The organism is Microbacterium sp. NPDC091676, from assembly GCF_044756645.1.
GTDB classification, from domain to species: Bacteria; Actinomycetota; Actinomycetes; order Actinomycetales; family Microbacteriaceae; genus Microbacterium; species Microbacterium paraoxydans_D.
Genome location: NZ_JBIVTI010000001.1, coordinates 817732 through 838397 on the forward strand (window position 1 = coordinate 817732; position 20666 = coordinate 838397).

The following is a 20666-nucleotide window of genomic DNA, read 5'->3' on the forward strand; positions in this document are numbered from 1 at the left end:
TGCGCGATTGAACGCTGGGTCCGTGGTGCCTTATCGGCGAAGACCAAGGCGTGCGATCAGCGAGCGGTAGCGCTCGATGTCGACGCTCTGGAGGTAGCCGAGCAGACGACGGCGCTGACCCACGAGCAGGAACAGACCACGACGCGAGTGGTGGTCGTGCTTGTGCTCCTTCAGGTGCTCGGTGAGGTCCTTGATGCGCTGCGTCAGCATCGCGGCCTGCACCTCGGGGGATCCGGTGTCACCGGGGTGCGTCGCGTACTCTTCGATGATCGCCTTCTTGACGTCTGCTTCCAGTGCCATAGATTCGATCCCCTCTCTGCTTGTTGCGCGGCGCCCGACGCCTGATGCGTGAGCTCTCTTTATCCGCGGCCGATCGAACGGCAACCTGACGAGTCTACCAGCCCGGACGACGAGCGCGGGACACCGCCTCCCGATCGGTCTGCCGCGGTCGACTAGGCTCGAGAGGTGCTGAAGAAGATCGACCTGTGAGCTCCCGCCGCGGCCATCTGATCGACCTCACCCCGCTGAAGGCGAGTCCGGCCTTCGCCCGCATGTGGATCGGCTCCACCCTCGCCGGCATCGGCGGTCAGCTCACCATCGTGACCGTGATGCTGCACGTGTTCGATCTGACCGCGAGTACGTTCGCCGTCTCGATGATCGCCGTCGCGGGCCTCCTCCCGATGATCCTCGCCGGTCTCTACGGCGGCATGCTCGCCGACGCGTTCGACCGCCGGAGGGTCGCGCTGATCGCGGCCACCGTGACCTTCGCCTCCACGGCGCTGCTCGCCGCGCTCACCTGGACCGCCACGGAGACGATCTGGTGGCTGTACGCACTGAGCATCGTGAACTCCGCGGCGAACTCCGTCGGCATGGCCACGCGGACGGCGATCGTCCCTCGACTGATCCCCCGCCACATGCTCGCGGCGGCGTCCGCGCTCAACGGCGTCGCCTTCGGGCTCACGGTCATGGCCGGCCCCGCCCTCGCCGGACTCCTCGTCGCGCTCACCGGATACGGCTGGACCTACACGATCGACGTCGTGCTCATGCTGTCGATGTTCCTCGGCCTGTGGACCCTCCCCGCCCTGCGCCCCGAAGGCGACATCGTGCGTCCCGGCCTCGCCTCGCTCGTCGACGGCTGGCGATTCCTGCGCCGGGCGGGCAACATCCGGATGCAGTACGTGATGGACATCACCGCCATGACGTTCGGGCAGCCGCTCGTCCTCTTCCCCGCGCTGGGCACCGTGATCCTCGGCGGCGGGGCGTTCACCACCGGCATCCTCACGGCCGCGGTCGCGGTCGGCACCTTCTCCTCGAGCCTGTTCTCCGGCCGCGTGGTGCAGTACCGGTGGCACGGTCGTGGGATCGCCCGTGCGATCGAGGCCTACGGCGCCGCGATCGCCCTGTTCGGCGTCGTCCTCCTGATCGGCGCGTTCTCCGCGACGCCTGCCGAAGAGGACCGGCCGCACGTCGCACTGATCGTCGCGGCCTGCGTGGCGCTGGCCCTCTCCGGGGCCTCGGACAACGTGAGCTCGATCTACCGCAACACCATGATGCAGGCGGCCGTGCCCGACGCCATGCGCGGACGGCTGCAGGGGCTGTTCGTCGTGGTGGTGACCGGAGGTCCGCGCGTCGGCGCCCTCTACGCCGGGACGCTCGCGACCCTGACGGCGCTGTGGTTCCCCCCGCTGCTCGGCGGGATCCTGGTGATCGCCATCGTCGCCCTCCTCGCCCGACGACACCCCCGGTTCCGCGACTACGACGCAGAGAACCCCGAGCCCTGACGGGCCCGGGGTTCGGAGAGGTCTGCGCGTCAGTCCTGCTGCAGCGCACCCTGGAGGTCGAGCGTGATCGTGACGTCCTTGCCGACGAGCACGCCGCCGGTCTCCAGCGCGGCGTTCCAGGTGAGGCCGAAGTCCTCGCGGTTGATGACGGTCTTGGCGGAGGCTCCGGCCTTGTAGTTGCCCCACGGGTCGCTGCCGAAGCCGCCGAAGTCGAGCTCGAAGGTGACGGGCTTGGTGATGCCGCGGATGGTGAGGTCGCCGTCCACGAGGAAGTCGCCGCCCTCGACACGCGCGCCGGTCGAGACGAAGTCCATGGTCGGGAAGTTCTCGGTGTCGAAGAAGTCGGCGGAGCGGAGGTGCTGGTCGCGGCCGTCGTCCTTGGTGTCGACCGAGGTCACGTCGACGGAAGCCTCGACCTTGGCGTCGAGGGGGTTCTCCGGGGCCACGAGCGTCGCGCTCTTCACACCGAAGGTGCCGCGCACCTTGGAGATCATCATGTGACGGACGCTGAAGGTCACCTCGCTGTGGGACGGGTCGAGGACCCAGGTGCCGGGGCGGTAACCGGGGATGTCGATGCTGCTCATGATTGCTCCTCAGGAGTCGTCGGCCGCGGTGGCGGCGAAAGGGATGGCGCCGCGATCGTCCGCGGCACCCTTCCCACAACATACATTCACTCGCATGTATTCCCGTGTGGAGCAGAAAGTCCGGAGACATCGAAAGCGCCCCGCACCACAGGGTGCGGGGCGCTTCCGAACACGAATGTCAGCCGACGGCGACGAGGTCGATGATGAAGATCAGCGTCTTGCCGGAGAGGAAGTGGCCTCCCCCGGCCGGGCCGTAGGCGAGGTGCGGCGGGATGATCAGCTCGCGGCGACCGCCGACCTTCATGCCGGGGATGCCGTCCTGCCAGCCCTGGATCAGGCCGCGGAGCGGGAACTGGATGGTCTCGCCGCGACCCCACGACGAGTCGAACTCCTCGCCGGACTCGAACTCCACACCGGCGTAGTGGACGGTGACGGTGTCGCCGGGCTTGGCCTCGGCACCGTCACCCTCGATGATGTCGCGGATGACCAGTTCTGCGGGCGCAGGGCCGGTCGGGGCGTCGAACTCGGGCTTTGTGCGATCAGTCATGGCTCCATCCAACCCGACCGTCGCGCACCCGGTCAACGCGACCGCACCTGCTCACAGCGAACACCTCGCCGAGCCGCCTCCACCGCCCCGGCGCGGAGGCTCTTGACACATCCCCGGGGCCGGGTGCACCCTGGTGGCAGATCAACTCAGCGCCCGGGAGACATGCAGGCATCGCCGCAGCACCGGGCGCTGAGTCTGTCTCCGGGGACGCCGCTCAGTAGGCCAGCAGCGCCGCGCGTGCCGCCCTGGTCCGGATCAGCAGAGCACGCTCGTCCTCCACCGCGAGCGGGTCGCGACCGGTGATCGCCCGCTGGCGAACGGCCGCCAGAGCCGTCGCGTCCTTGATGAACTCCCGCATCAGCGGCCTGCGGTCGCCGCGCAGCTGCGCCGCCCAGGCGAGCCCCACCTTCCGGCCGGCCGGCGTCGCCAGCATCGTGACCTCCTCCGGCGTGAACCAGCCCGCGGCGGCATACTCGGCGAGGCGGGCGCGGGTGAGGCGGGCCTCCTCGCGCCGCAACGCGATGATCCCGAGGATGAAGCCGATGAACAGCGGCACCTGGAGGGTGAAGTAGAGCCCGAAGAAGTCGGCGAACGTGGCCGAGCCGTTCCACAGCCCGTGCAGGAGGATCGCTCCGACCATGCCGAGCAGGCCGGCTCCGGCGGCCGCACCCGCGGACGCATGACGGCGGGCGACGAGGCCGATGGCGAACCCGGTCAGCGAGGTGAACATCGCGTGGGCGAACGGCGACAGCACCGCCCGGACGATGAAAGTGACCCCGAGCTGCTCTCCGCCGCCCTCGATCAGGCTGATGGCGAAGTACTGGATGTTCTCGGTGAACGCGAAGCCCGCCCCGACGAGGGCGCCGTAGACGACGCCGTCCACCGGACCGTCGAAGGACCGTCGCGCGAGCAGGAAGATGAGGAAGACCCCGAGGCCCTTCCAGAACTCCTCGACGATGGGCGCCTGGACCACCGCCGAGAACTCCTCGGAGCGGATGCCGAGCAGCATCGTGAGACCGATGTCGACCAGGAGCGTGAGGCCGACCGCGGCCACGGCACCCCAGGCGATCGCGAACGCCACGAGACGCTTGGGCTCCGGCTCCCACCGGTCGATCATGCGCACCCCGAGGAAGACGATGGTGAGCGGGATGAGGGCCAGCACGAGCCCCACCACGGAGGCGGTCGGCCCGAGCGCCCAGCCGAAGTAGCCGATGAGCGCGAGCAGGAGGAAGCCGAGGAAGCCGAACAGCCACAACGAGATCGTGCGGCCCTTCTTGTTCGGCACCGGGAGAGCCGGCAGGGACTCCGCAGGCGACGGCGCCACCGGCGCGGGCGGCGTGTAGGGGGTCGGCTGCGCGAGGGCCGACGCGTAGCCCGGTTGCCGTCCGAATGAGGGCGGCAGATACGGCGACTGCGCGTACTGCGCGGCGGAGTACGCACTCGGCTGCGCGGGGGGCGCGGACGGCGGCGTGTACCGGGCGGGCTGCTGGGGGTCGGACGGTCCTCCGAAGGTCATGCTCAAAGCTTATGGGGCACAAGCATCCGCGCCGGGCTCTGGGGGCTTCCTCCACCCGACCGGCCGCACGCACCCGGTAGCGTAGAACCATGCGGTTCGCTCACCTGCGCCGTCCAGACTCCTCCCGTGCGGTTCTCGCCGTGGTGGAGGGCTCGGACGCCATCCTCGTCTCCGATCTCCTGTCCGACGCGCCTGCCACCCTGCAGCAGCTGATCGAGCGAGGAGACGCCGGACTCGACGAGCTCCGCGCGGCCCTGCGCGACGGCACCGCACCCCGCCACCCGCTGAGCGGCTGGGGCTTCGCGTCCGCCGTCATCGCGCCGCCGGCCGTGCTCGCCGTCGGTCTCAACTACGCCGCGCACTCCAGCGAGCTCGGCCTGAAGACCGACGCGGCGCCGACGGTCTTCACCCTGTGGCCGAACTCGCTCACCGGGCACGACCAGACGACCTCCTGGCCCCGGAGCCTCAGCGAGGCCGTCGACTACGAGGCCGAGCTGGGCGTGCTCATCGGCACCCCGGCGAAGGACGTCTCGGAAGCCGACGCCCTGGCGCATGTCTGGGGCTACACGGTGGTCAACGACATCACCGCGCGGAACATCCAGTTCTCCGAGGCGCAGTGGTCCCGTTGCAAGTCGTTCGACGGCTTCACCCCCACCGGCCCGTTCGCGGTGACCGCAGACGAGATCGCCGACCCGCAGGACCTCCACATCTGGACCGTCGTGGACGGGCACACCGTGCAGGACGCCAGCACCGACCAGATGGTGCGCTCGGTGGCGAAGCTCATCGCCCACCTCTCCCAGTCGCTCACGCTGCTGCCCGGCACCCTGATCTCCACGGGCAGCCCCGGCGGGGCCGGCTACTCCCGCGACCCGCAGATCTTCCTCCGTGACCGCTCGACCGTCACGGTCGGCATCGACGGGATCGGCGAGCTCACGACGCACTGCCGCATCCTCGACTGACCCGGACACGACGAAGGGGACGGGAGCTGCGCGCTCCCGTCCCCTTCGCGTATCCGGTCGACGCTCAGATCTGGATGAGGTCGTCCGGGGTGACGATCGGGATGGCCGCGGTGACCGCCTCCAGACCCGACAGACGGGCAGGAGAGAGCTGCTTGGTGACCTCGTCGCGGGACATGAGCCCGGCCTCGACCACCAGGTCGGCCACGTTGCGGTTGGTCAGCAGGGCGGTCTTGGCCAGAGCCGCGGCCGCCGCGTAGCCGATGAACGGCGTGAGCGCCGTGATGACGCCGACCGACGCGCCGACCATCGCGCCCAGGCGGTCGCGGTTGGCGGTGATGCCCTCGACGCAGTTGACGCGCAACGTCCACATGGCCTGACGCATCCAGGTGATCGACTGGAAGATCGAGTGCGCGATGACGGGCTCGAAGGCGTTGAGCTGGAGCTGACCGCCTTCGACGGCCATGGTCACGGTCATGTCGGCGCCGACGACCGCGAACGCCACCTGGTTCACGACCTCCGGGATCACCGGGTTGACCTTGCCCGGCATGATGCTGGAGCCGGCCTGACGCGCCGGCAGGTTGATCTCGCCGAGGCCCGCCTGCGGACCCGACGACAGCAGGCGCAGGTCGTTGCAGATTTTCGAGAGCTTGATCGCGTTCCGCTTGAGCGACGAGGAGAACGACATGAAGGCGCCCGTGTCGCTCGTGGATTCGACGAGGTCGGTCGCCGTCTCGAGGTCGAGCCCGGTGATCTCGCGCAGGTGCTTCAGCACCGCCGGCGCGTAGTCGGGGTGGGTCGTGATGCCGGTGCCGATCGCGGTCGCGCCCATGTTGATCTCGAACATGAGGGAGGCGTTCTCGGTGAGGCGGCTGTGGTCCTCGCCCAGGGTCGTGGCGAAGCCGTGGAACTCCTGGCCGAGCGTCATGGGCACGGCGTCCTGGAGCTGCGTGCGGCCGACCTTGAGGATGTCGTGGAACTCCCCCGCCTTGCCGAGGAACGCGACGCGCAGCGCGTCCAGTTCGTCGAGCAGCGAGCGCAGCGTCAGCGAGAGGCCGATCTTGACCGCGGTCGGGTAGACGTCGTTGGTCGACTGGCTGCGGTTCGTGTGGTCGATCGGAGAGAGGAAGGCGTAGTCGCCCTTCTCGCGTCCGGCCATCTCGAGCGCGATGTTGGTGATGACCTCGTTCGCGTTCATGTTCGTCGAGGTGCCGGCGCCGCCCTGGATGACGCCGACCGTGAACTGGTCGTGGAACTCGCCGTCGATGACGCGCTGCGCCGCGCGGTCGATGAGGTCGGCCCGTTCGGCGTCGAGGACGCCGATCTCCTTGTTGGCCCTGGCGCTGGCCTGCTTCACCATCGCGAGTGCGATCACCAGTTCGGGGTACACCGAGATGGGGCGCTTCGTGATCGGGAAGTTCGCGTCGGCGCGGGCGGTGTGGATCCCCCAGTACGCGTCGGCGGGAATCTCCATGCTCCCCAGCGAATCGGTCTCGGTGCGGGTATTGGCGGGCGCGGCAGAAGCCATGTCACATCCTCGTGGGTCGTGGCGAACGGAAAAGTGGGGGATGCCACCAGTCTACGCCGGTCCCTGCGGGGATTTCCGGGAGAACGCCTCCAGGCGCTCTTCCGGGGTCAGCGCCGCCATCCGGGCGATCCACTCCTCCGAGAAGTAGTCGCCGGTCGGCGCGTCGACCACCGGGACGACCGTGTGCGTGAGGGTCTCCGGCCGCACGTGCACGAGCTGGAATGCCTGGGCGGCGTCCATGCCGTTCACCTCCGCCGCCGGACGGGCGACGTTCATGGTGTAGCAGGTCGCGGACGCCACGCTCACCGGGACGCCGGCGAACAGACCGTGGGCGGAGTAGTGCAGGTGGCCGGCGAGGATGCCGCGGACGTCGCTGCCGCGGATGACGGCGGCGAGCTCGTCCTGATGACGGAGCTCGAGGATGTCGAACAGCGGCAGGTGGCTGGGCAGCGGCGGGTGATGCATCGCCAGGATCGTGCCGTGCGGCGCGGGCTCGGCGAGGACCTCGGCGAGCCACGCGAGCTGGGCCGGATCGAGGTCGCCGTGGTGCCAGCCCGGAACGCTGGTGTCGAGGGCCACGAGGCGCAGCCCGTCGAGATCCCACACCCCGGTGACCGGCTCCTCGGTGGGCTCGGCGTCGAGGAGGACCTCGCGTAGCGCCGGGCGCTCGTCATGGTTCCCCGCGACCCAGACCACGGGTGCGCCGAGTTCGGCGGCGACCGGCGCCACCGCGGCCCGGAGCCGGCGGTACGCATCCGGCTCGCCGAGGTCGGCCAGATCCCCGGTGATCACGATCGCTGCGGGAGCGGGATGGACGGCGCGGATCGCCTCGAGGGTCTGCGCGAACGTGCGCTCGACGTCGTACCGTCCTCCCAGCGCGGCACCTCCGGCGAGGAAGTGCGGATCGCTCACATGGATCAGGACGTGGGAGGCGGGGGCGTACCGACCGAAGACCGGAGGTGTTCCGTTCGCTGCCGACATGAGCCCAGCCTAGGGCGGGTCACCGACGTGCGGACCTGGCGCGCCGCGGACTCAGTGGCCGATGACGATCAGGAGGATCCCGGCGATCACCGCGGCACCGCAGAGCACGAAGCAGCCGTAGGCGCCCACGAGGGCGAGGGTCTTCTGCCCCTCCGTGAGCGGGCTCTTCTTCGCCGCCTTCGCCGCCTGCTTCGCCGCGCGCTTCAGCTCCTTCTCGGAGATCACCGTGATGGCGTCGGTGAACTCCGCAGGGCTCACGACGGGCGCGCGTCCGCTGCGCACGAGCAGGCGCAGCCCCAGGGCGTAGAAGGTGACGATGGCGGCGGCGCCGATGAGCGCGGCGGCGAACACCTGCAGGAAGGCGATCCAGTCGATCGTGACGTTCATGCCGAGTCCCCGTTCTGCGACGCGTCGGACGTCGGCGCGCTGCCGGTCTTCGCGGCCTTCGCGTCGGCCTTGGCCTTGGCCTTCTTCTTCGCCTTGTCCTTGGCCTCGGCCTTCGCCTTCTCCTTGGCCTCGGCTCGGGCCTTCGCCTCGGCCTTCGCCTGCGCGATGCGCTGCTGACGACGCGTGGGCGGCGGGGTGTCGGGAACCTCGACCGCGAGGTGGGACTCGGCGACGTCGCTCATGGCGTTGGCCGGCGTGACGGCGTTGCGCCGCGAACGCATGTAGAGCCCGAGGATGATCACCACCGCGAGGACGGCGTCGATCGCCACGCCCCACGGACCGAGCCAGACGACGAGCAGCGCCGCGAGGGCGCCGACGCCGCCGGCTGCCGGCAGCGTCAGCAACCAGCCGACCCCGATGCGGCCGGCGGTCCGCCAGCGGACCGTCGAACCCCGTCGGCCGAGACCCGAACCGATGACCGAGCCGGAGGCCACCTGCGTGGTGGAGAGGGCGAACCCGAGAGCGCTGGAGGCGAGGATGGTGGCGGCCGTGGAGCTCTCGGCCGCGAAACCCTGCGCGGGCTTGACGTCGGTCAGGCCCTTGCCCAGCGTGCGGATGATGCGCCAGCCGCCGAGATACGTGCCGAGGGCGATCGTGAAGGCACACGCGATGATGACCCAGAGCTCGGGCTCGTGGTGCGCACCCGACTGCCAGCCGACGGTGATCATCGCGAGCGTGATGACGCCCATCGTCTTCTGGGCGTCATTGGTGCCGTGCGCCAGGGCGACGAGGGAGGACGTGAAGATCTGACCCCACCGGAAGCCGTCGCGTCCGTCCGGCTTGCCGTCGTAGCGACGGGTGATCGAGTAGGCGATCTTCGTCGCGACGTACGCGATGATCCCGGCCGTGATCGGGGCGATGAGTGCCGGGAGGACGATCTTCGACAGCACCGCGCCGAAGTCGATGCCCCCGAGACCGGCGCCGACGAGCGTCGCGCCGATCAGACCGCCGAAGAGGGCGTGGGACGAGCTGGACGGCAGGCCGAGCAGCCAGGTCAGCATGTTCCAGGTGATCGCGCCGATGAGTCCCGCGAAGATGAGCGAGAGGAACAGCTCCGCCCCTGCGGCGATGATCGCATCCTCCTGGATGATGCCGCCGGAGATGGTCTTGGACACCTCCGTCGACAGGAAGGCGCCGACGAGGTTCAGCAGGGCGGCCAGGAGCACCGCGGTCTTGGGCTTGAGGGCGCCGGTCGCGATGGGCGTCGCCATCGCGTTCGCGGTGTCGTGAAACCCGTTCGTGAAATCGAAGAAGAGTGCCAGCGCGATGACGAGCACGACGATGAGGGCTGCGGTTTCCACCGTTCGCTTTCGGTCTTGAGGAAGAGGGAGATGTCGACGGGATCGACGTGACGAACGAAGAGTTCACCGTGGGTTTGACTTCCGTTTACCGGCCCCGGTAAATCCTGCCACCGTCCCCCGTGCCGGTCAACTCGACCTGGGATAGCGTGGGACGGTGACTGACGCCCCGATCGCCGCCCGCCGTTCCACCCTCCGCACGCACCACGGCGACACGGTCGATGACCCGTACGAGTGGCTGCGCGCCAAGGACTCCCCCGAGGTCATCGCGCATCTGGAGGCGGAGAACGCGCACACGGAGGCCGAGACCGCGCACCTGGCCGCGCTCCGCGAGACGCTGTTCCAGGAGATCAAGGGGCGGGTGCAGGAGACCGATCTCTCGGTGCCGACACGGCGCGGAGACTGGTGGTACTACAGCCGCACCGAGGAGGGCGCGCAGTACGGCATCCATTGCCGCGCCGCCGCGGTCGACGGCGACTGGACGCCCCCGCGGCTCGAGCCGGGGGTGCCCGTGCCCGGCGAGGTGGTGCTGCTGGACGGCAACGCCGAGGCGGAGGGGCACGAGTTCTTCTCGCTCGGCGCGTTCGACACCTCCGACGACGCGACGAAGCTGCTGTGGTCGACGGATTTCGAGGGCGACGAGCTCTACACCGTGCACGTCCGCGACCTGGAGACGGGCGTCACCCTCGACGACGAGATCCCGGATACGGGCGGCGCGTTCTTCACCCCGGACGGCACCGGCATCCTCTACACGACCCGCGACGAGGCGTGGCGCCCCGACACCCTGTGGCTGCACCGGCTCGGGACTCCGGTGTCGGACGACATCCGGCTCTTCCACGAGCCCGACGAGAAGTTCTGGCTCGGCGCCGGGATCACGCGGAGCCGTCGCTACCTCGTGATCGGCGTGGGGTCCAGCATCACGAGCGAGGAGTACCTCGTCGACCTCGCGGGCGACATCACCGCGGAGCCGCGTCCGGTGTGGCCGCGACGGGAGGGCGTGGAGTACTCGCTCGAGCACGCGGTGGTCGACGGTGAGGACCGGCTCCTCATCCTGCATAACGACGACGCCCTCGACTTCGAGCTCGTCTCCGTCGCCGCGGACGACCCGCAGGGTGCGCGCCAGGTCGTCGTCCCCCATCGGCCGGGGCGACGTCTGCTCGGGGTGGACGCCTTCCGCGACTTCGCCACGGTGGAGTACCGCAGCGAAGGCCTCGAACGCGTCGGACTGCTGGACTACGCGACGAACGCGGTGGAGGAGCTGAGGTTCGACGAGCCGCTCTACTCCGCCGGTGTCAGCGGCAACCCGGAGTGGCACTCCCCCTTCCTGCGTCTCGGCTACACGTCGTTCGTCACGCCGGGCACGGTCTACGAGCTCGACCTCGCGACGCGGGAGCTCGTGCTGCGCAAGCAGGTCACGGTGCTCGGCGGCTACGACCCCGCCGACTACGGGCAGCGGCGCGAGTGGGCCACCGCGGAGGACGGCACCCGCGTGCCGATCTCGCTCGTGTGGAAGCGCTCCTTCGGCGGGCCCGGTGCGACCGCGCGTCCCGTCCACCTCTACGGCTACGGCTCGTACGAGCACTCGATCGACCCCGGCTTCTCCGTCGCACGGCTCTCGGAGCTGGACCGCGGAGTCGTCTTCGCCGTGGCGCATGTGCGCGGCGGCGGCGAGATGGGTCGGCAGTGGTACGAAGACGGCAAGCTCCTGCACAAGCGGAACACCTTCACCGACTTCGTCGCCTGCGCCCGGCACCTCGTCGACGAGGGCACCACGACCCCGGCCCAGCTCGTCGCGGAGGGCGGCAGCGCGGGCGGGCTGCTGATGGGCGCGGTCGCCAACCTCGCGCCCGAGCTCTTCGCCGGGATCCTGGCGGGGGTGCCGTTCGTCGACGCACTGACGACGATCCTCGATCCGTCGCTCCCCCTCACGGTGATCGAGTGGGACGAGTGGGGCGACCCGCTGCACGACGCCGAGGTCTACGCGTACATGAAGTCGTACACGCCGTACGAGAACGTGCGGGATGGCGTGGACTATCCACGCATCCTCGCGGTGACCTCGCTGAACGACACCCGCGTGCTCTACGTGGAGCCGGCGAAGTGGGTCGCCCGGCTGCGAGAGGCCGGTGCGAAGGATGTGCTGCTCAAGTGCGAGATGGTCGCCGGGCACGGTGGCGTGAGCGGACGGTACAACTCCTGGCGCGAGCGGGCGTTCGAGCTCGCCTGGCTGCTCGACGCCCTCCACCTCGCCTGACCCGCGGCATCAGGCACTCGCGCGACATCAGGCACCCACACCCCTCCTTGCCTGATCTCGCGCGCACGCCTGCGCGCATGCGTCCTGCGTCGGCTCAGGCTTCGGCGCGGCATCAGGCAGGCGCGCGACATCAGGCTCGAGGGGCTGTCGCTGCCTGATCCCAGCGACTTGTGGTGCCCACACGCGACCACTGATTCTGCACAGGGCAAGGATCCCGCGAAGCTCATCCCCATGCATGGTGCGGCGGTGAAGGGGGCCGGGCTAGCCCTCAAGGTGGACGGGTGAGGCGCACGAGGGTGGAGAGCTGGGTTCGAGAGCAGGGGGGATCCGCGCATTCGTCACGCGTGCGTGAGGCGGGCTTCACGGAGTACCAGATGCGTCGCGCGGTGCAGGAAGGGACGCTCGAGCGCGTGCGCCGCTCGTGGCTGCTCGTCCCCGATGTCGATGCGCGGCGCCGGGCCGCTGCTTCGGTAGGCGGGAGAGTCACCTGTGTGAGTGCTGCGGCCCTCGCCGGATGGTGGGATGTCGGCGCCTCGGAGGTGCACGTCGCCCTCCCCCGCACCGCCTCTCGGTTCGATCGCGCCGGCCTGGAGGTGCACTGCGCGCGGGGGCCTGTGCCCGTGCATCCACGTGCGGCGGTCGATCCCGTCCTGGACGTCCTCTTCCAGGTCGCACGATGCCGGCCGCCGATCGAGGCCCGCGCGATCTGGGAGTCCGCCGTCCGCCGCGGGGCGGTGGAACTGGATACGCTCGCGCGAGTGCGGTGGCGATGCGACGCCGCGAACCGCCTCGCTCGAACCGTCCGCGGCCGGTCGGACTCCGGTCCCGAGACGGTCTTCGTCGAACGGATGCGCGCGATCGGCATCGACGTGCGACAGCAGGTGTGGGTGGACGGCCATCCGCTCGACGGTGTCATCGGCGAACGGCTCGCCATCCAGATCGACGGCTTCCGCCACCACAGCGCCGCGGGCGATCGGCGGCGAGACCTCGCCGCCGATGCGAGGCTCGCGCTCCGCGGCTACACCGTCCTGCGCTTCGACTACCACCAGGTCATGGTCGACGACGGTCATGTCGAGGACACCGTCCTTGCCGCGCTCGCGCAGGGGCTCCATCGCGCGGACCGTCGAGCGAGCAGCCGCCGCTAGTGGCGCACTCCTGACTCTTCTCACGCCGTCACGCGCCCTCAGGCCCTCCCGCGAGAACACGCCCTCACGCGAGAACAGGCCCTCACGCGAGAACAGGCAATGCCGACAGCCGAATGCCTGATGCCGCGCGAGAGCCTGATGCGGCGCGAGGGGCGTGAGAACAGGCGGTCACGCGGACGCAGGCCCTCACGCGAGAACAGGCCGAACCGGCAGCAATACGCCTGATGGCGCGCTGAGTGCCTGATGCGGGGTGAATGCGCCAGGACAGGCTTTCGCGCGGTCTCAGGCCCACGCGCGGAATCAGGCAGATGGCCAGCAAGACAGCCTGAGTGTGCGCGAGGGCCTGAGTGTGCGCGAGGGCGTGGGCCTGACGCGGCGGGAGAACCGGCGTCCGTGGAGGTCAGCCGAAGAGGGCGGCGGCCTCGTCGTAGCGGTAGCGAGGCACGGTGTTCAGCTCGCCCAGGGCATCGGCGAACGGAACGCGGACGATGTCCGTGCCCTGCATCGCGACCATCTGTCCCCACGCGCCGTCCACGATCGCGTCCGCCGCGTGCAGGCCGAGCCGGGTCGCGAGGACGCGGTCGAAGGCGGACGGCGAGCCGCCGCGCTGGATGTGGCCGAGGATCGTGGCGCGCGTCTCGATGCCCGTGATCCGCTCGATCTCGGGGGCGAGCAGGTCGCCGATGCCGCCGAGGCGCGGGCGGTTGAACGCGTCCAGGCCCTTGTCGCTGTAGGCCTCGTCCATGCCGGCGAGCTTGAAGCCCTCGGAGACGACGACCAACGGCGCGCGACCGCGATCGTGGGCGCTCGTGACGAGGGCGGTGATCTCGTCCAGCGACATCGGCACCTCGGGGATGCAGATGACGTGCGCACCGGCGGCCATGCCGGCGTGGAGGGCGATCCAGCCGACGTGACGGCCCATGACCTCGGCGACCATGCAGCGCTGGTGCGAGTCGCCGGTGGTCCGGAGCCGGTCCATGGCGTCCGTGGCGATGTTCACGGCGGTGTCGAAGCCGAACGAGTAGTCGGTGGCACGGAGGTCGTTGTCGATCGTCTTCGGGACGCCGAGCACCTTGATGCCGTCCTTCGCGAGGCGGTCCGCCGCGGCGAGGGTGCCTTCGCCGCCGATCGCGACGATGCCGTCGATCTTGTGCCCGTAAAGGGTCTTCGCGATGTTGTCGGCGCCCCCGCGCTCCCCTTCGTACGGGTTGGTGCGGCTGGTCCCGAGGATCGTGCCGCCCACCTTGGAGAGGCCCTTCACCTCGTGCCGCGTCAGGGGCATGAAGTCACCCTCGACGACACCGCGCCATCCGTCGCGGATGCCGACGAACTCGAGGTCGTAGGTCGTGGTGCCCTTGAGCACGATGCCGCGGATGACCGCGTTGAGTCCGGGGCAGTCGCCGCCGCTCGTTAGGATGCCGATTTTCATGCTGCTGCCTTCGGAGGTCGAGGGATGGGGGTGCGGCGACAGTGCCTGCGATCGACACTAGCGCGCCGCCCCCTCGCGTGGCCATTCGAGGGCGTCGAAAACCCGGGATCTTGACGGCCGCTGCGCGCGATCACGCCGAACTTCGCCCCGCGGCAGGATCCACCCTCGGAATCGCCGTTAAGAACCCGCGTTCTTGACGCTCCCTCAGCGGCCGCTCAGAGCCTCGCGAAGAAGGTGCATGAGCGCTGCCAGCTGCACCGACTCGCTCGCCGCCTCTTCCGTCGCCTCGCCGTCCAGTGCACGCGCCGCGAGGCCCTGCTTCTGGTCGATGAGCTCCGCGATCTTCGTGTCGATCGTGTGCGCGGCGATGATCCGCCACGCCGTGACCGGCTCGTCCTGCCCGATGCGGTGCACCCGGTCGATGGCCTGCGTCTGCTCGGCCGCCGTCCACGACAGCTCCGCGAGGACGACGTTGGACGCCGCCTGCAGGTTGAGCCCGACGCCGGCCGCCGTGAGCGAGCACACCGCGATGCCGACCTCGGGGTCGCCGTTGAAGTCGTCGATGGCCTGCTGCCGCGCCGTGTTCGTCTGGTCACCGCGGATGGACACCGCGCGGATGCCTGCCGAGGCGAAGTGCGCCTCCGCCTGGTCCATGACGTCGATGTGCTTCGCGAAGAACACGACCTTGCCGACCGACCGCTGCAGCTGTGCGGCGTAGTCGGCCGCCAGGAGCGCCTTGGCCTGGCCGATGCGGCGCACCATGGTGAAGACGTTGTCGCCCCCGGTGCCGGCCGCCTTCGACTCCTCGAGCTCGTTCTGCGCCACGAGGCGGACGATGTCGTCGTCGATCTCTCCCGGCGCGAGTCCGCGGTCGCCGCGTGCCTCGATGATGCGGCGGTAGCGGGCCGCCAGCCGCTCCCCCAGCTCGCGCTCGGCCTGCCGGATGCTGCGCCCGAACTCGTCGTCGAGCTGCACCGGCAGATCGGCGATGAGCTTGTCGGGGAGGTCGGCGGCGACGTCCTTCTTCTTCCGTCGCACGATGCCCATCGAGATCACCGCCTCGCGGGCCTCCGGGTAGAAGGCCTTGTCCGCGGGGGTGAGCCCCGTCGCGTCGAGCTTCTCCATGAGCTCCGGTCCGGGCTTCTCGCCGTTCGTCCAGCCGAGGAAACGCCAGATGGCGTCGAAGTCCTCGACGTCGTTGATGAGCGGGGTACCCGTGAGCGCGAGCATGAGCGGATCGTGCCCCGGCGTGCGCTCGCGCACCTGCGCCGCGAGCGAGAGCACGTTCTGCGAGCGCTGCGAGGAGAGGTTCTTGATGAAGTGGGCCTCGTCGACGACCATGCCGCGCAGGCCGATCGACGCGAGCCACGACATGTGGCGGTCGAGGATCTCGTAGTTCACGATGAACACGTCGGCGAAGGCGTCGATGTCGTCGCCGTCGCCCTGGATGACCGTGGCACGACGCTGCGGCGTCCACCGCTCGACCTCGCGCGCCCAGTTCATCTTCACGACGTTGGGCACGACGACCAGCAGCGGATAGGCGCCGGCGACGGAGGCCGCGAGCACCGACTGCGCCGTCTTGCCGAGGCCCGGCTCGTCGGCGAGCAGGAAGCTCCGGTGTCCGGCGCGCACAGCCTCCAGGAAACGCGACTGGTGCACCATGACCTCGCGCCCCTTGGGCGAGATGTGGTCGAACTCCGGCGCCGGCGGAAGCTCCATCGAGGCCGCAGCACCGCCCGCGCCGGTCTCGAAGGCCTTGTACAGCGGCCCCATGAGCTCCCAGCCGTCGAGGCGGCGGCGGGGCGTGCTGGCCGGACGCGGGGTCAGGTCGGGCGCGAGGAACGGGTTGGCGAGCTGACGCGCCTCCACCGAGGGCGGGGTGACCTGACGCTCCGCGATGGCCGCGGGGACCACCGACACCTGTACGGGCGCGGGGTCGGCGATGATGAGCTCCTCGGGCGGGAGCTCGGCCCCGGACTCGAGCAACCAGTCGCGTCGCATCCGCTTGGCGACGGGCGAGGTGGCCTGGTCGGCTTCGAGCAGCTGGATGAGCGAGGTGTCCCGTGCGGCCGTCTTCGCGAGGATCGTCGCGACACCGTCGAGGCGCTTGAGCAACTCGGCGCGGGCCGCGTCGGTGATCTCGGAGTCGGCCTTCACCCTGGCGCGCTCCTCGCGCACCAGGAAGGCGATCACCTGGAACTTCGTGCGGTTCGTGGGGCCCAGCTTGCCGCGCTGGGACTTCGCCTCGATCTCCCGCACCTTGCGCGCGAGGATCGGGATGAGGGGTGCCTCGTCGTCGCGACGGGACGTCTTCTTGCGCCGCGGGGCGGCGGTTGCCGTGGTCGGCATGCTCCTCCTGAGCCTGAAGGGCTCCGGCGCCCCCAGGGAGCCGCGAGCCGTTCTCGTCGTCCGCGTGTGGCGTGAGCCAGGACCGTGCGGACTGTGGATCGGTGTTCCCTCCGGAGCACGCGATGAGGGCGGGACCGGCGAGAGCCTGTTCCCATTCTATGTCATCCCTGGCACCGGCCGCGGGAGCACGGCGCCGCCGTGTTACGGGGAGACGTGCAGGAGGGCCGCGGCCTGCGCGACGTCGGCGGCCATCTGCGTCATCAGCTTCTCGATGCCCTCGAAGGCGACCATGCCGCGCAGCCGCTGGACGAACTCGACCGTCACGTCGTGACCGTAGAGGTCGAGCCCGGTCTCCCCCAGCACGTGCGCCTCGACCTGACGCACGAGCACGTCGTCGAAGGTGGGGTTCGTGCCCACCGAGATCGCCGACGGATGCCGGATGCCGGTGTCGTGGTCGACGAGCCAGCCGGCGTAGATGCCGTCGGCGGGGACGAACGCGTCGACGATGGTGGAGAGGTTCGCGGTCGGGAAGCCGAGCTCGCGTCCGCGCTTCAGCCCGTGGACGACGACGCCGCGCACGTCGGGGTAGCGCCCCAGCGCACGGGCGGCCTCGGCGACGTCCCCCGCCATCAGCAGCTCGCGGATCCAGCTCGATGAGACCCGCCGACTCGACCCCGGAAGGAAGACGTCGTCGACGACCTCCACCGTGAAGCCGTACCGAGGGCCGAGCTCCCGCAGCAGCTCGGGGGTGCCGGCGCCGCGGTGCCCGAAGCGGAAGTCGGCGCCGACGAGCACCGTGGACACGTGCAACGCGCCGACGAGGATGTCGACGACGAAGTCCTCCGCGCTCCGGGCGGCGAGGGACTCATCGAACGTGAGCACGAGCGTCGCGTCGAGCCCGAGCTCGCCCAGGAGCTCCAGCTTGCGATCGACGGTCACGACGTTCTCGGGGCACCGGTCGGGACGGAGGACGGCGAGGGGGTTGCGGTCGAACGTGACAGCGACAGCTCGGCTCCCCGTCGCCGCGGCAGCCTCCTCCAGGCGGCGGATGACGGCGCGGTGCCCCTCGTGCACTCCGTCGAACTTGCCGATGGCGACGGCGCTGGGACCGTAGTTCTCCGGCACCTCGTCCGGACTCCGGAACACGATCACGCGGCGACCTCGACCGGACGCGCGGCGTCGACGGGCCGATGCGTGCGCAGCCACCAGATGCCGAAGACCGGGAGCACCAGGGGGATGAAGAGGTAGCCGCGACCGAACAGCGACCACACGGTCTCGTGCTGGAACAGGTCGGGCAGAACGAGGCTGAGCACGCCGACGACCAGCACACCGGTGAGCTCGAAGACGATCGCCACCCACGCGACGGTGTACCAGCCGCGACGACGCGCGAAGACGAGCGCGAGCGTCGCCAGGACATACACGACCGCGGCGAGCGCCGAGAGGCTGTAGGCCAACGGGGCCTCGTCGAAGCGACGGACGATCTGCACGAAGCTGCGCCCGGTGGCCGCCAGCGCCATCACGGCGTAGACGATCACCAGGACACGACCGATGCCGGTCATCCGAGTGGAGGGGGCGGTGGAGCTCATAGCGCATTCCATCCTAGAGCCGGGTGGGCTCCCCGGCGTCCGCTCCGGGTGCTCCTCAGGCGACCTGCACGGTCCAGATGACCTGCATGCGCCAGAGCATGATCGCGATCGCGAGGGCGGCCACGCCGAGGACGACGGTGCTCCACCGGCTGCGTTCCATGAGGGCCCAGAGCACCGCGCCCACGGGCAGCAGGGCCGCCGAGACGAGATACACCCAGAACTCCAGCAGGTCCCCGGTCGGCGGGTTCGCGGCGAGGGGCGCCACGATGGCGACGACGATCTGTGCGACGAGCAGCACCTCGACGAGAGCGAGCGCCCCCACGGAGAAGTCGCTGGGGCGGCGACCGGCGAACCCTGCGCCAAGGCAGAAGAGCCCCGCGGCGAGGGCGACGACGATCTGGACGATCGTGAACCACAGGATCATCGGGAGACCTCCGGCATGTTCATGGCGCTCTTCACATCGGCGCCGCGCTTCTCGACGACCCCCACCAGGGTGCCGTCGTCTTCGACGGCCGCTGCGAGCGGTCCGTCCAGGCGCGCGGCCTGCCCGGCGAGACGCTTGCCGTGTCGCAGGTCCCGCGCCTCGTCCGCCGTGACGGGGAGGACGGAGAGCACCCGGCCGGCGGCGGCGCCGGGGGTGAGTACGGGAGCGCCCTCGAGGGCGTCGATCGTCACGGCGTCACGCACGTCGAACGGGCCGACACGGGTGCGGCGGAGAGCGGTCAGGTGGCCACCCACGCCGAGGGCGGCGCCCAGGTCGCGGGCCAGCGAGCGGATGTAGGTCCCGGACGAGCAGTCCACGACGACATCGAGGTCGATCGCGTGGTCGTCGCGGCGACGCGCGACCACGTCGAACCGGGACACGACGACGTCGCGCGGCTGGAGGACCACCTCCTCCCCCGCACGGACGCGATCGTAGGCGCGGCGGCCGTCGACCTTGATCGCCGAGACCGCGCTCGGAACCTGGGAGATCGCGCCGGTGAGGGCGGTCACTCCCGCGTCGATCGCCGCATCCTCGACCGCCGCGAGGGCGCTCCGGTCTGCACGGTGGAGGATCTCCCCCTCGGCGTCGTCGGTGGACGTGACGGCACCGAGCCGGATGGTCGCCTCGTACGTCTTGTCCGCACCCACGATGTAGGTGAGAAGACGGGTCGCACCCTCGATGCCGATGACGAGCAGGCCCGTGGCCATCGGGTCGAGAGTCCCGGCGTGGCCGACCTTGCGGGTGCCGAAGGCCCGTCGGGTGCGGGCGACGACGTCATGACTGGTCAGCCCGCCGGGCTTGTCGACGAGGAGGATGCCGGGGGTCGCCATCCCTCCAGCCTACCGAGGCCGGGAGCGGCGCCCGCTCGCCTAGGCTGGAGGGATGGCCGCGCCCGCACCGTCCCCCGCGACGATGACGCCCCTGCTCGGCTGGTACGCCTCCGCGGCGCGCGACCTTCCCTGGCGCCGTCCGGACTTCCACGCGACCTACGGCGCCTGGGGCGTCCTGGTGAGCGAGTTCATGCTGCAGCAGACGCCCGTGACCAGGGTGATCCCGCATCTCGACGCCTGGCTGACGCGCTGGCCGACACCCCGGGCGATGGCGGCCGCGTCCACCGCGGACGTCGTCCAGCAGTGGGCGAACCTCGGCTATCCGCGGCGCGCCCTGTGGCTGCACCGGGCGGCCGTGGAGGTGGTCGAGCGGCACGGAGGCGTCGTACCGCGTGACGTCGACGCCCTCCTCGCCCTCTCCGGCATCGGCGACTACACCGCCCGCGCGGTGGCCGTCTTCGCCTACGGCGACCATCATCCCGTCGTCGACACCAACACCCGCCGCGTCCTGGCCCGAGCGATCGAGGGGCGGGCACAACCGGGACCACCGTCCCGCCGTGACCTCGCCCGCATGGCCGCACTGCTTCCCGAGGACCCGGCGGAGGCGAGCGTCCTCAACGCCGCGGCGATGGAACTCGGCGCGACGATCTGCACGTCCCGTGCGCCCCGGTGCGAGCGCTGCCCCCTGGCCGACGCCTGTGCCTGGGTGGCGGCCGGGCGCCCCGACACCGGAGACGAGCGACGACGACAGGCTGCGTACGAGGGTTCGGATCGCCAGGCCCGCGGCGCCGTGCTCCGACTCCTGCGCGACGCCGCCCCCGCCGCTGTCCCGCTCCTGGCGGTTCTCCCGGATTGGCCCGACGCGCGGCAGCGGGATCGTGCCATCGACTCTCTCATCGCCGACGGACTCGCGGAAGCCGACGGAGAGGCCCTCGCGCTGCCGCGGTGATGCCG

General features: G+C 70.3%; 19 protein-coding genes. 5 read left to right on the forward strand and 14 right to left on the reverse strand.

The features are described from left to right. Positions 1-30 precede the first annotated feature (30 nt). The gene (gene rpsO / locus ACIQID_RS04195) at positions 31-300 is read right to left on the reverse strand and encodes a 30S ribosomal protein S15 (protein WP_017203073.1); all 270 of its coding nucleotides are present in this window, start codon (positions 298-300) and stop codon (positions 31-33) included. Positions 301-485: 185 nt separating this feature from the next. Here rpsO and ACIQID_RS04200 point away from each other — a divergent pair, with 185 nt between their 5' ends. After that, positions 486-1781: an MFS transporter gene (locus ACIQID_RS04200; protein ID WP_400282253.1), complete on the forward strand. Its 1296-nt coding sequence runs from the start codon at positions 486-488 to the stop codon at positions 1779-1781. Positions 1782-1810: 29 nt separating this feature from the next. Here the strand turns inward: ACIQID_RS04200 and ACIQID_RS04205 are convergent, their stop codons facing one another. The 3 genes from ACIQID_RS04205 to ACIQID_RS04215 all read right to left on the reverse strand — a co-directional run bounded on the left by ACIQID_RS04205 (position 1811) and on the right by ACIQID_RS04215 (position 4428). Next, a complete protein-coding gene (locus tag ACIQID_RS04205; protein ID WP_312672913.1) occupies positions 1811-2365 on the reverse strand; it encodes a YceI family protein in 555 nt (184 codons plus the stop codon). A gap of 178 nt (positions 2366-2543) precedes the next feature. Next, positions 2544-2912 carry an FKBP-type peptidyl-prolyl cis-trans isomerase gene (locus ACIQID_RS04210; protein WP_025103196.1) on the reverse strand — a complete coding sequence of 123 codons (369 nt, stop codon included), beginning with the start codon at positions 2910-2912 and terminating at the stop codon, positions 2544-2546. Between the two features lie 214 nt (positions 2913-3126). Beyond that, on the reverse strand, positions 3127-4428 hold the full coding sequence (locus tag ACIQID_RS04215) for a PrsW family intramembrane metalloprotease (protein WP_400282257.1): 1302 nt from the start codon (positions 4426-4428) through the stop codon (positions 3127-3129). 89 nt (positions 4429-4517) lie between these two features. On the opposite strand from ACIQID_RS04215, the gene ACIQID_RS04220 reads away from it, so the two are divergent. Further along, positions 4518-5387 (forward strand): fumarylacetoacetate hydrolase family protein, encoded by an 870-nt coding sequence (locus ACIQID_RS04220; RefSeq protein WP_331202693.1) that lies wholly within the window; start codon positions 4518-4520, stop codon positions 5385-5387. Between the two features lie 64 nt (positions 5388-5451). Here the strand turns inward: ACIQID_RS04220 and ACIQID_RS04225 are convergent, their stop codons facing one another. From ACIQID_RS04225 to ACIQID_RS04240, 4 genes are read right to left on the reverse strand one after another with little or no spacing between them, the layout of a single operon-like run. After that, complete coding sequence (locus ACIQID_RS04225; RefSeq protein WP_071328404.1) at positions 5452-6912, reverse strand: aspartate ammonia-lyase; 1461 nt, start codon at positions 6910-6912, stop codon at positions 5452-5454. Positions 6913-6963: 51 nt separating this feature from the next. After that, positions 6964-7893, reverse strand: coding sequence for a phosphodiesterase (locus ACIQID_RS04230; protein WP_400282261.1), 930 nt, complete (start codon positions 7891-7893; stop codon positions 6964-6966). 51 nt (positions 7894-7944) lie between these two features. Next, positions 7945-8280 (reverse strand): peptidase, encoded by a 336-nt coding sequence (locus ACIQID_RS04235; protein ID WP_312672919.1) that lies wholly within the window; start codon positions 8278-8280, stop codon positions 7945-7947. After that, positions 8277-9641 (reverse strand): inorganic phosphate transporter, encoded by a 1365-nt coding sequence (locus ACIQID_RS04240; protein ID WP_312672920.1) that lies wholly within the window; start codon positions 9639-9641, stop codon positions 8277-8279. Before ACIQID_RS04240 ends, ACIQID_RS04235 begins: the two co-directional genes overlap by 4 nt. Before the next feature lie 154 nt (positions 9642-9795). Here ACIQID_RS04240 and ACIQID_RS04245 point away from each other — a divergent pair, with 154 nt between their 5' ends. Then, entirely contained in the window at positions 9796-11889 is a 2094-nt protein-coding gene (locus ACIQID_RS04245) for a S9 family peptidase (protein WP_400282266.1), read from the forward strand. 491 nt (positions 11890-12380) lie between these two features. Continuing rightward, entirely contained in the window at positions 12381-13034 is a 654-nt protein-coding gene (locus tag ACIQID_RS04250) for an endonuclease domain-containing protein (RefSeq protein ID WP_400282269.1), read from the forward strand. A 400-nt stretch (positions 13035-13434) separates the two neighbouring features. Here ACIQID_RS04250 and ACIQID_RS04255 read toward each other — a convergent pair whose 3' ends face one another. The 6 genes from ACIQID_RS04255 to truB all read right to left on the reverse strand — a co-directional run bounded on the left by ACIQID_RS04255 (position 13435) and on the right by truB (position 19712). Then, positions 13435-14463 (reverse strand): 6-phosphofructokinase, encoded by a 1029-nt coding sequence (locus tag ACIQID_RS04255; protein WP_025103187.1) that lies wholly within the window; start codon positions 14461-14463, stop codon positions 13435-13437. 204 nt (positions 14464-14667) lie between these two features. Beyond that, positions 14668-16812 carry a DEAD/DEAH box helicase gene (locus ACIQID_RS04260; protein WP_312672924.1) on the reverse strand — a complete coding sequence of 715 codons (2145 nt, stop codon included), beginning with the start codon at positions 16810-16812 and terminating at the stop codon, positions 14668-14670. A 201-nt stretch (positions 16813-17013) separates the two neighbouring features. After that, positions 17014-17964 carry a bifunctional riboflavin kinase/FAD synthetase gene (locus tag ACIQID_RS04265; RefSeq protein ID WP_400282272.1) on the reverse strand — a complete coding sequence of 317 codons (951 nt, stop codon included), beginning with the start codon at positions 17962-17964 and terminating at the stop codon, positions 17014-17016. After that, positions 17961-18398, reverse strand: coding sequence for a hypothetical protein (locus tag ACIQID_RS04270; RefSeq protein ID WP_371511632.1), 438 nt, complete (start codon positions 18396-18398; stop codon positions 17961-17963). Before ACIQID_RS04270 ends, ACIQID_RS04265 begins: the two co-directional genes overlap by 4 nt. A 55-nt stretch (positions 18399-18453) precedes the next feature. Continuing rightward, a complete protein-coding gene (locus ACIQID_RS04275) occupies positions 18454-18822 on the reverse strand; it encodes a hypothetical protein (RefSeq protein WP_400282275.1) in 369 nt (122 codons plus the stop codon). After that, positions 18819-19712 (reverse strand): tRNA pseudouridine(55) synthase TruB, encoded by an 894-nt coding sequence (gene truB, locus ACIQID_RS04280; protein WP_400282278.1) that lies wholly within the window; start codon positions 19710-19712, stop codon positions 18819-18821. The genes ACIQID_RS04275 and truB overlap by 4 nt, the downstream gene beginning before the upstream one ends. A 52-nt stretch (positions 19713-19764) precedes the next feature. Here truB and ACIQID_RS04285 point away from each other — a divergent pair, with 52 nt between their 5' ends. Continuing rightward, positions 19765-20661 (forward strand): A/G-specific adenine glycosylase, encoded by an 897-nt coding sequence (locus ACIQID_RS04285; protein WP_400282281.1) that lies wholly within the window; start codon positions 19765-19767, stop codon positions 20659-20661. Positions 20662-20666 lie beyond the last annotated feature (5 nt).

Excerpts from the sequence above, each read along its gene's own strand:
- rpsO (WP_017203073.1), bottom strand. The coding sequence starts at position 300 with ATGGCACTGGAAGCAGACGTCAAGAAGGCGATCATCGAAGAGTACGCG.
- ACIQID_RS04205 (WP_312672913.1), bottom strand. The coding sequence starts at position 2,365 with ATGAGCAGCATCGACATCCCCGGTTACCGCCCCGGCACCTGGGTCCTC.
- ACIQID_RS04210 (WP_025103196.1), bottom strand. The coding sequence starts at position 2,912 with ATGACTGATCGCACAAAGCCCGAGTTCGACGCCCCGACCGGCCCTGCG.
- ACIQID_RS04215 (WP_400282257.1), bottom strand. The coding sequence starts at position 4,428 with ATGACCTTCGGAGGACCGTCCGACCCCCAGCAGCCCGCCCGGTACACG.
- ACIQID_RS04220 (WP_331202693.1), top strand. The coding sequence starts at position 4,518 with ATGCGGTTCGCTCACCTGCGCCGTCCAGACTCCTCCCGTGCGGTTCTC.
- ACIQID_RS04225 (WP_071328404.1), bottom strand. The coding sequence starts at position 6,912 with ATGGCTTCTGCCGCGCCCGCCAATACCCGCACCGAGACCGATTCGCTG.
- ACIQID_RS04230 (WP_400282261.1), bottom strand. The coding sequence starts at position 7,893 with ATGTCGGCAGCGAACGGAACACCTCCGGTCTTCGGTCGGTACGCCCCC.
- ACIQID_RS04235 (WP_312672919.1), bottom strand. The coding sequence starts at position 8,280 with ATGAACGTCACGATCGACTGGATCGCCTTCCTGCAGGTGTTCGCCGCC.
- ACIQID_RS04255 (WP_025103187.1), bottom strand. The coding sequence starts at position 14,463 with ATGAAAATCGGCATCCTAACGAGCGGCGGCGACTGCCCCGGACTCAAC.
- ACIQID_RS04260 (WP_312672924.1), bottom strand. The coding sequence starts at position 16,812 with ATGCCGACCACGGCAACCGCCGCCCCGCGGCGCAAGAAGACGTCCCGT.
- ACIQID_RS04270 (WP_371511632.1), bottom strand. The coding sequence starts at position 18,398 with ATGAGCTCCACCGCCCCCTCCACTCGGATGACCGGCATCGGTCGTGTC.
- ACIQID_RS04275 (WP_400282275.1), bottom strand. The coding sequence starts at position 18,822 with ATGATCCTGTGGTTCACGATCGTCCAGATCGTCGTCGCCCTCGCCGCG.
- truB (WP_400282278.1), bottom strand. The coding sequence starts at position 19,712 with ATGGCGACCCCCGGCATCCTCCTCGTCGACAAGCCCGGCGGGCTGACC.
- ACIQID_RS04285 (WP_400282281.1), top strand. The coding sequence starts at position 19,765 with ATGGCCGCGCCCGCACCGTCCCCCGCGACGATGACGCCCCTGCTCGGC.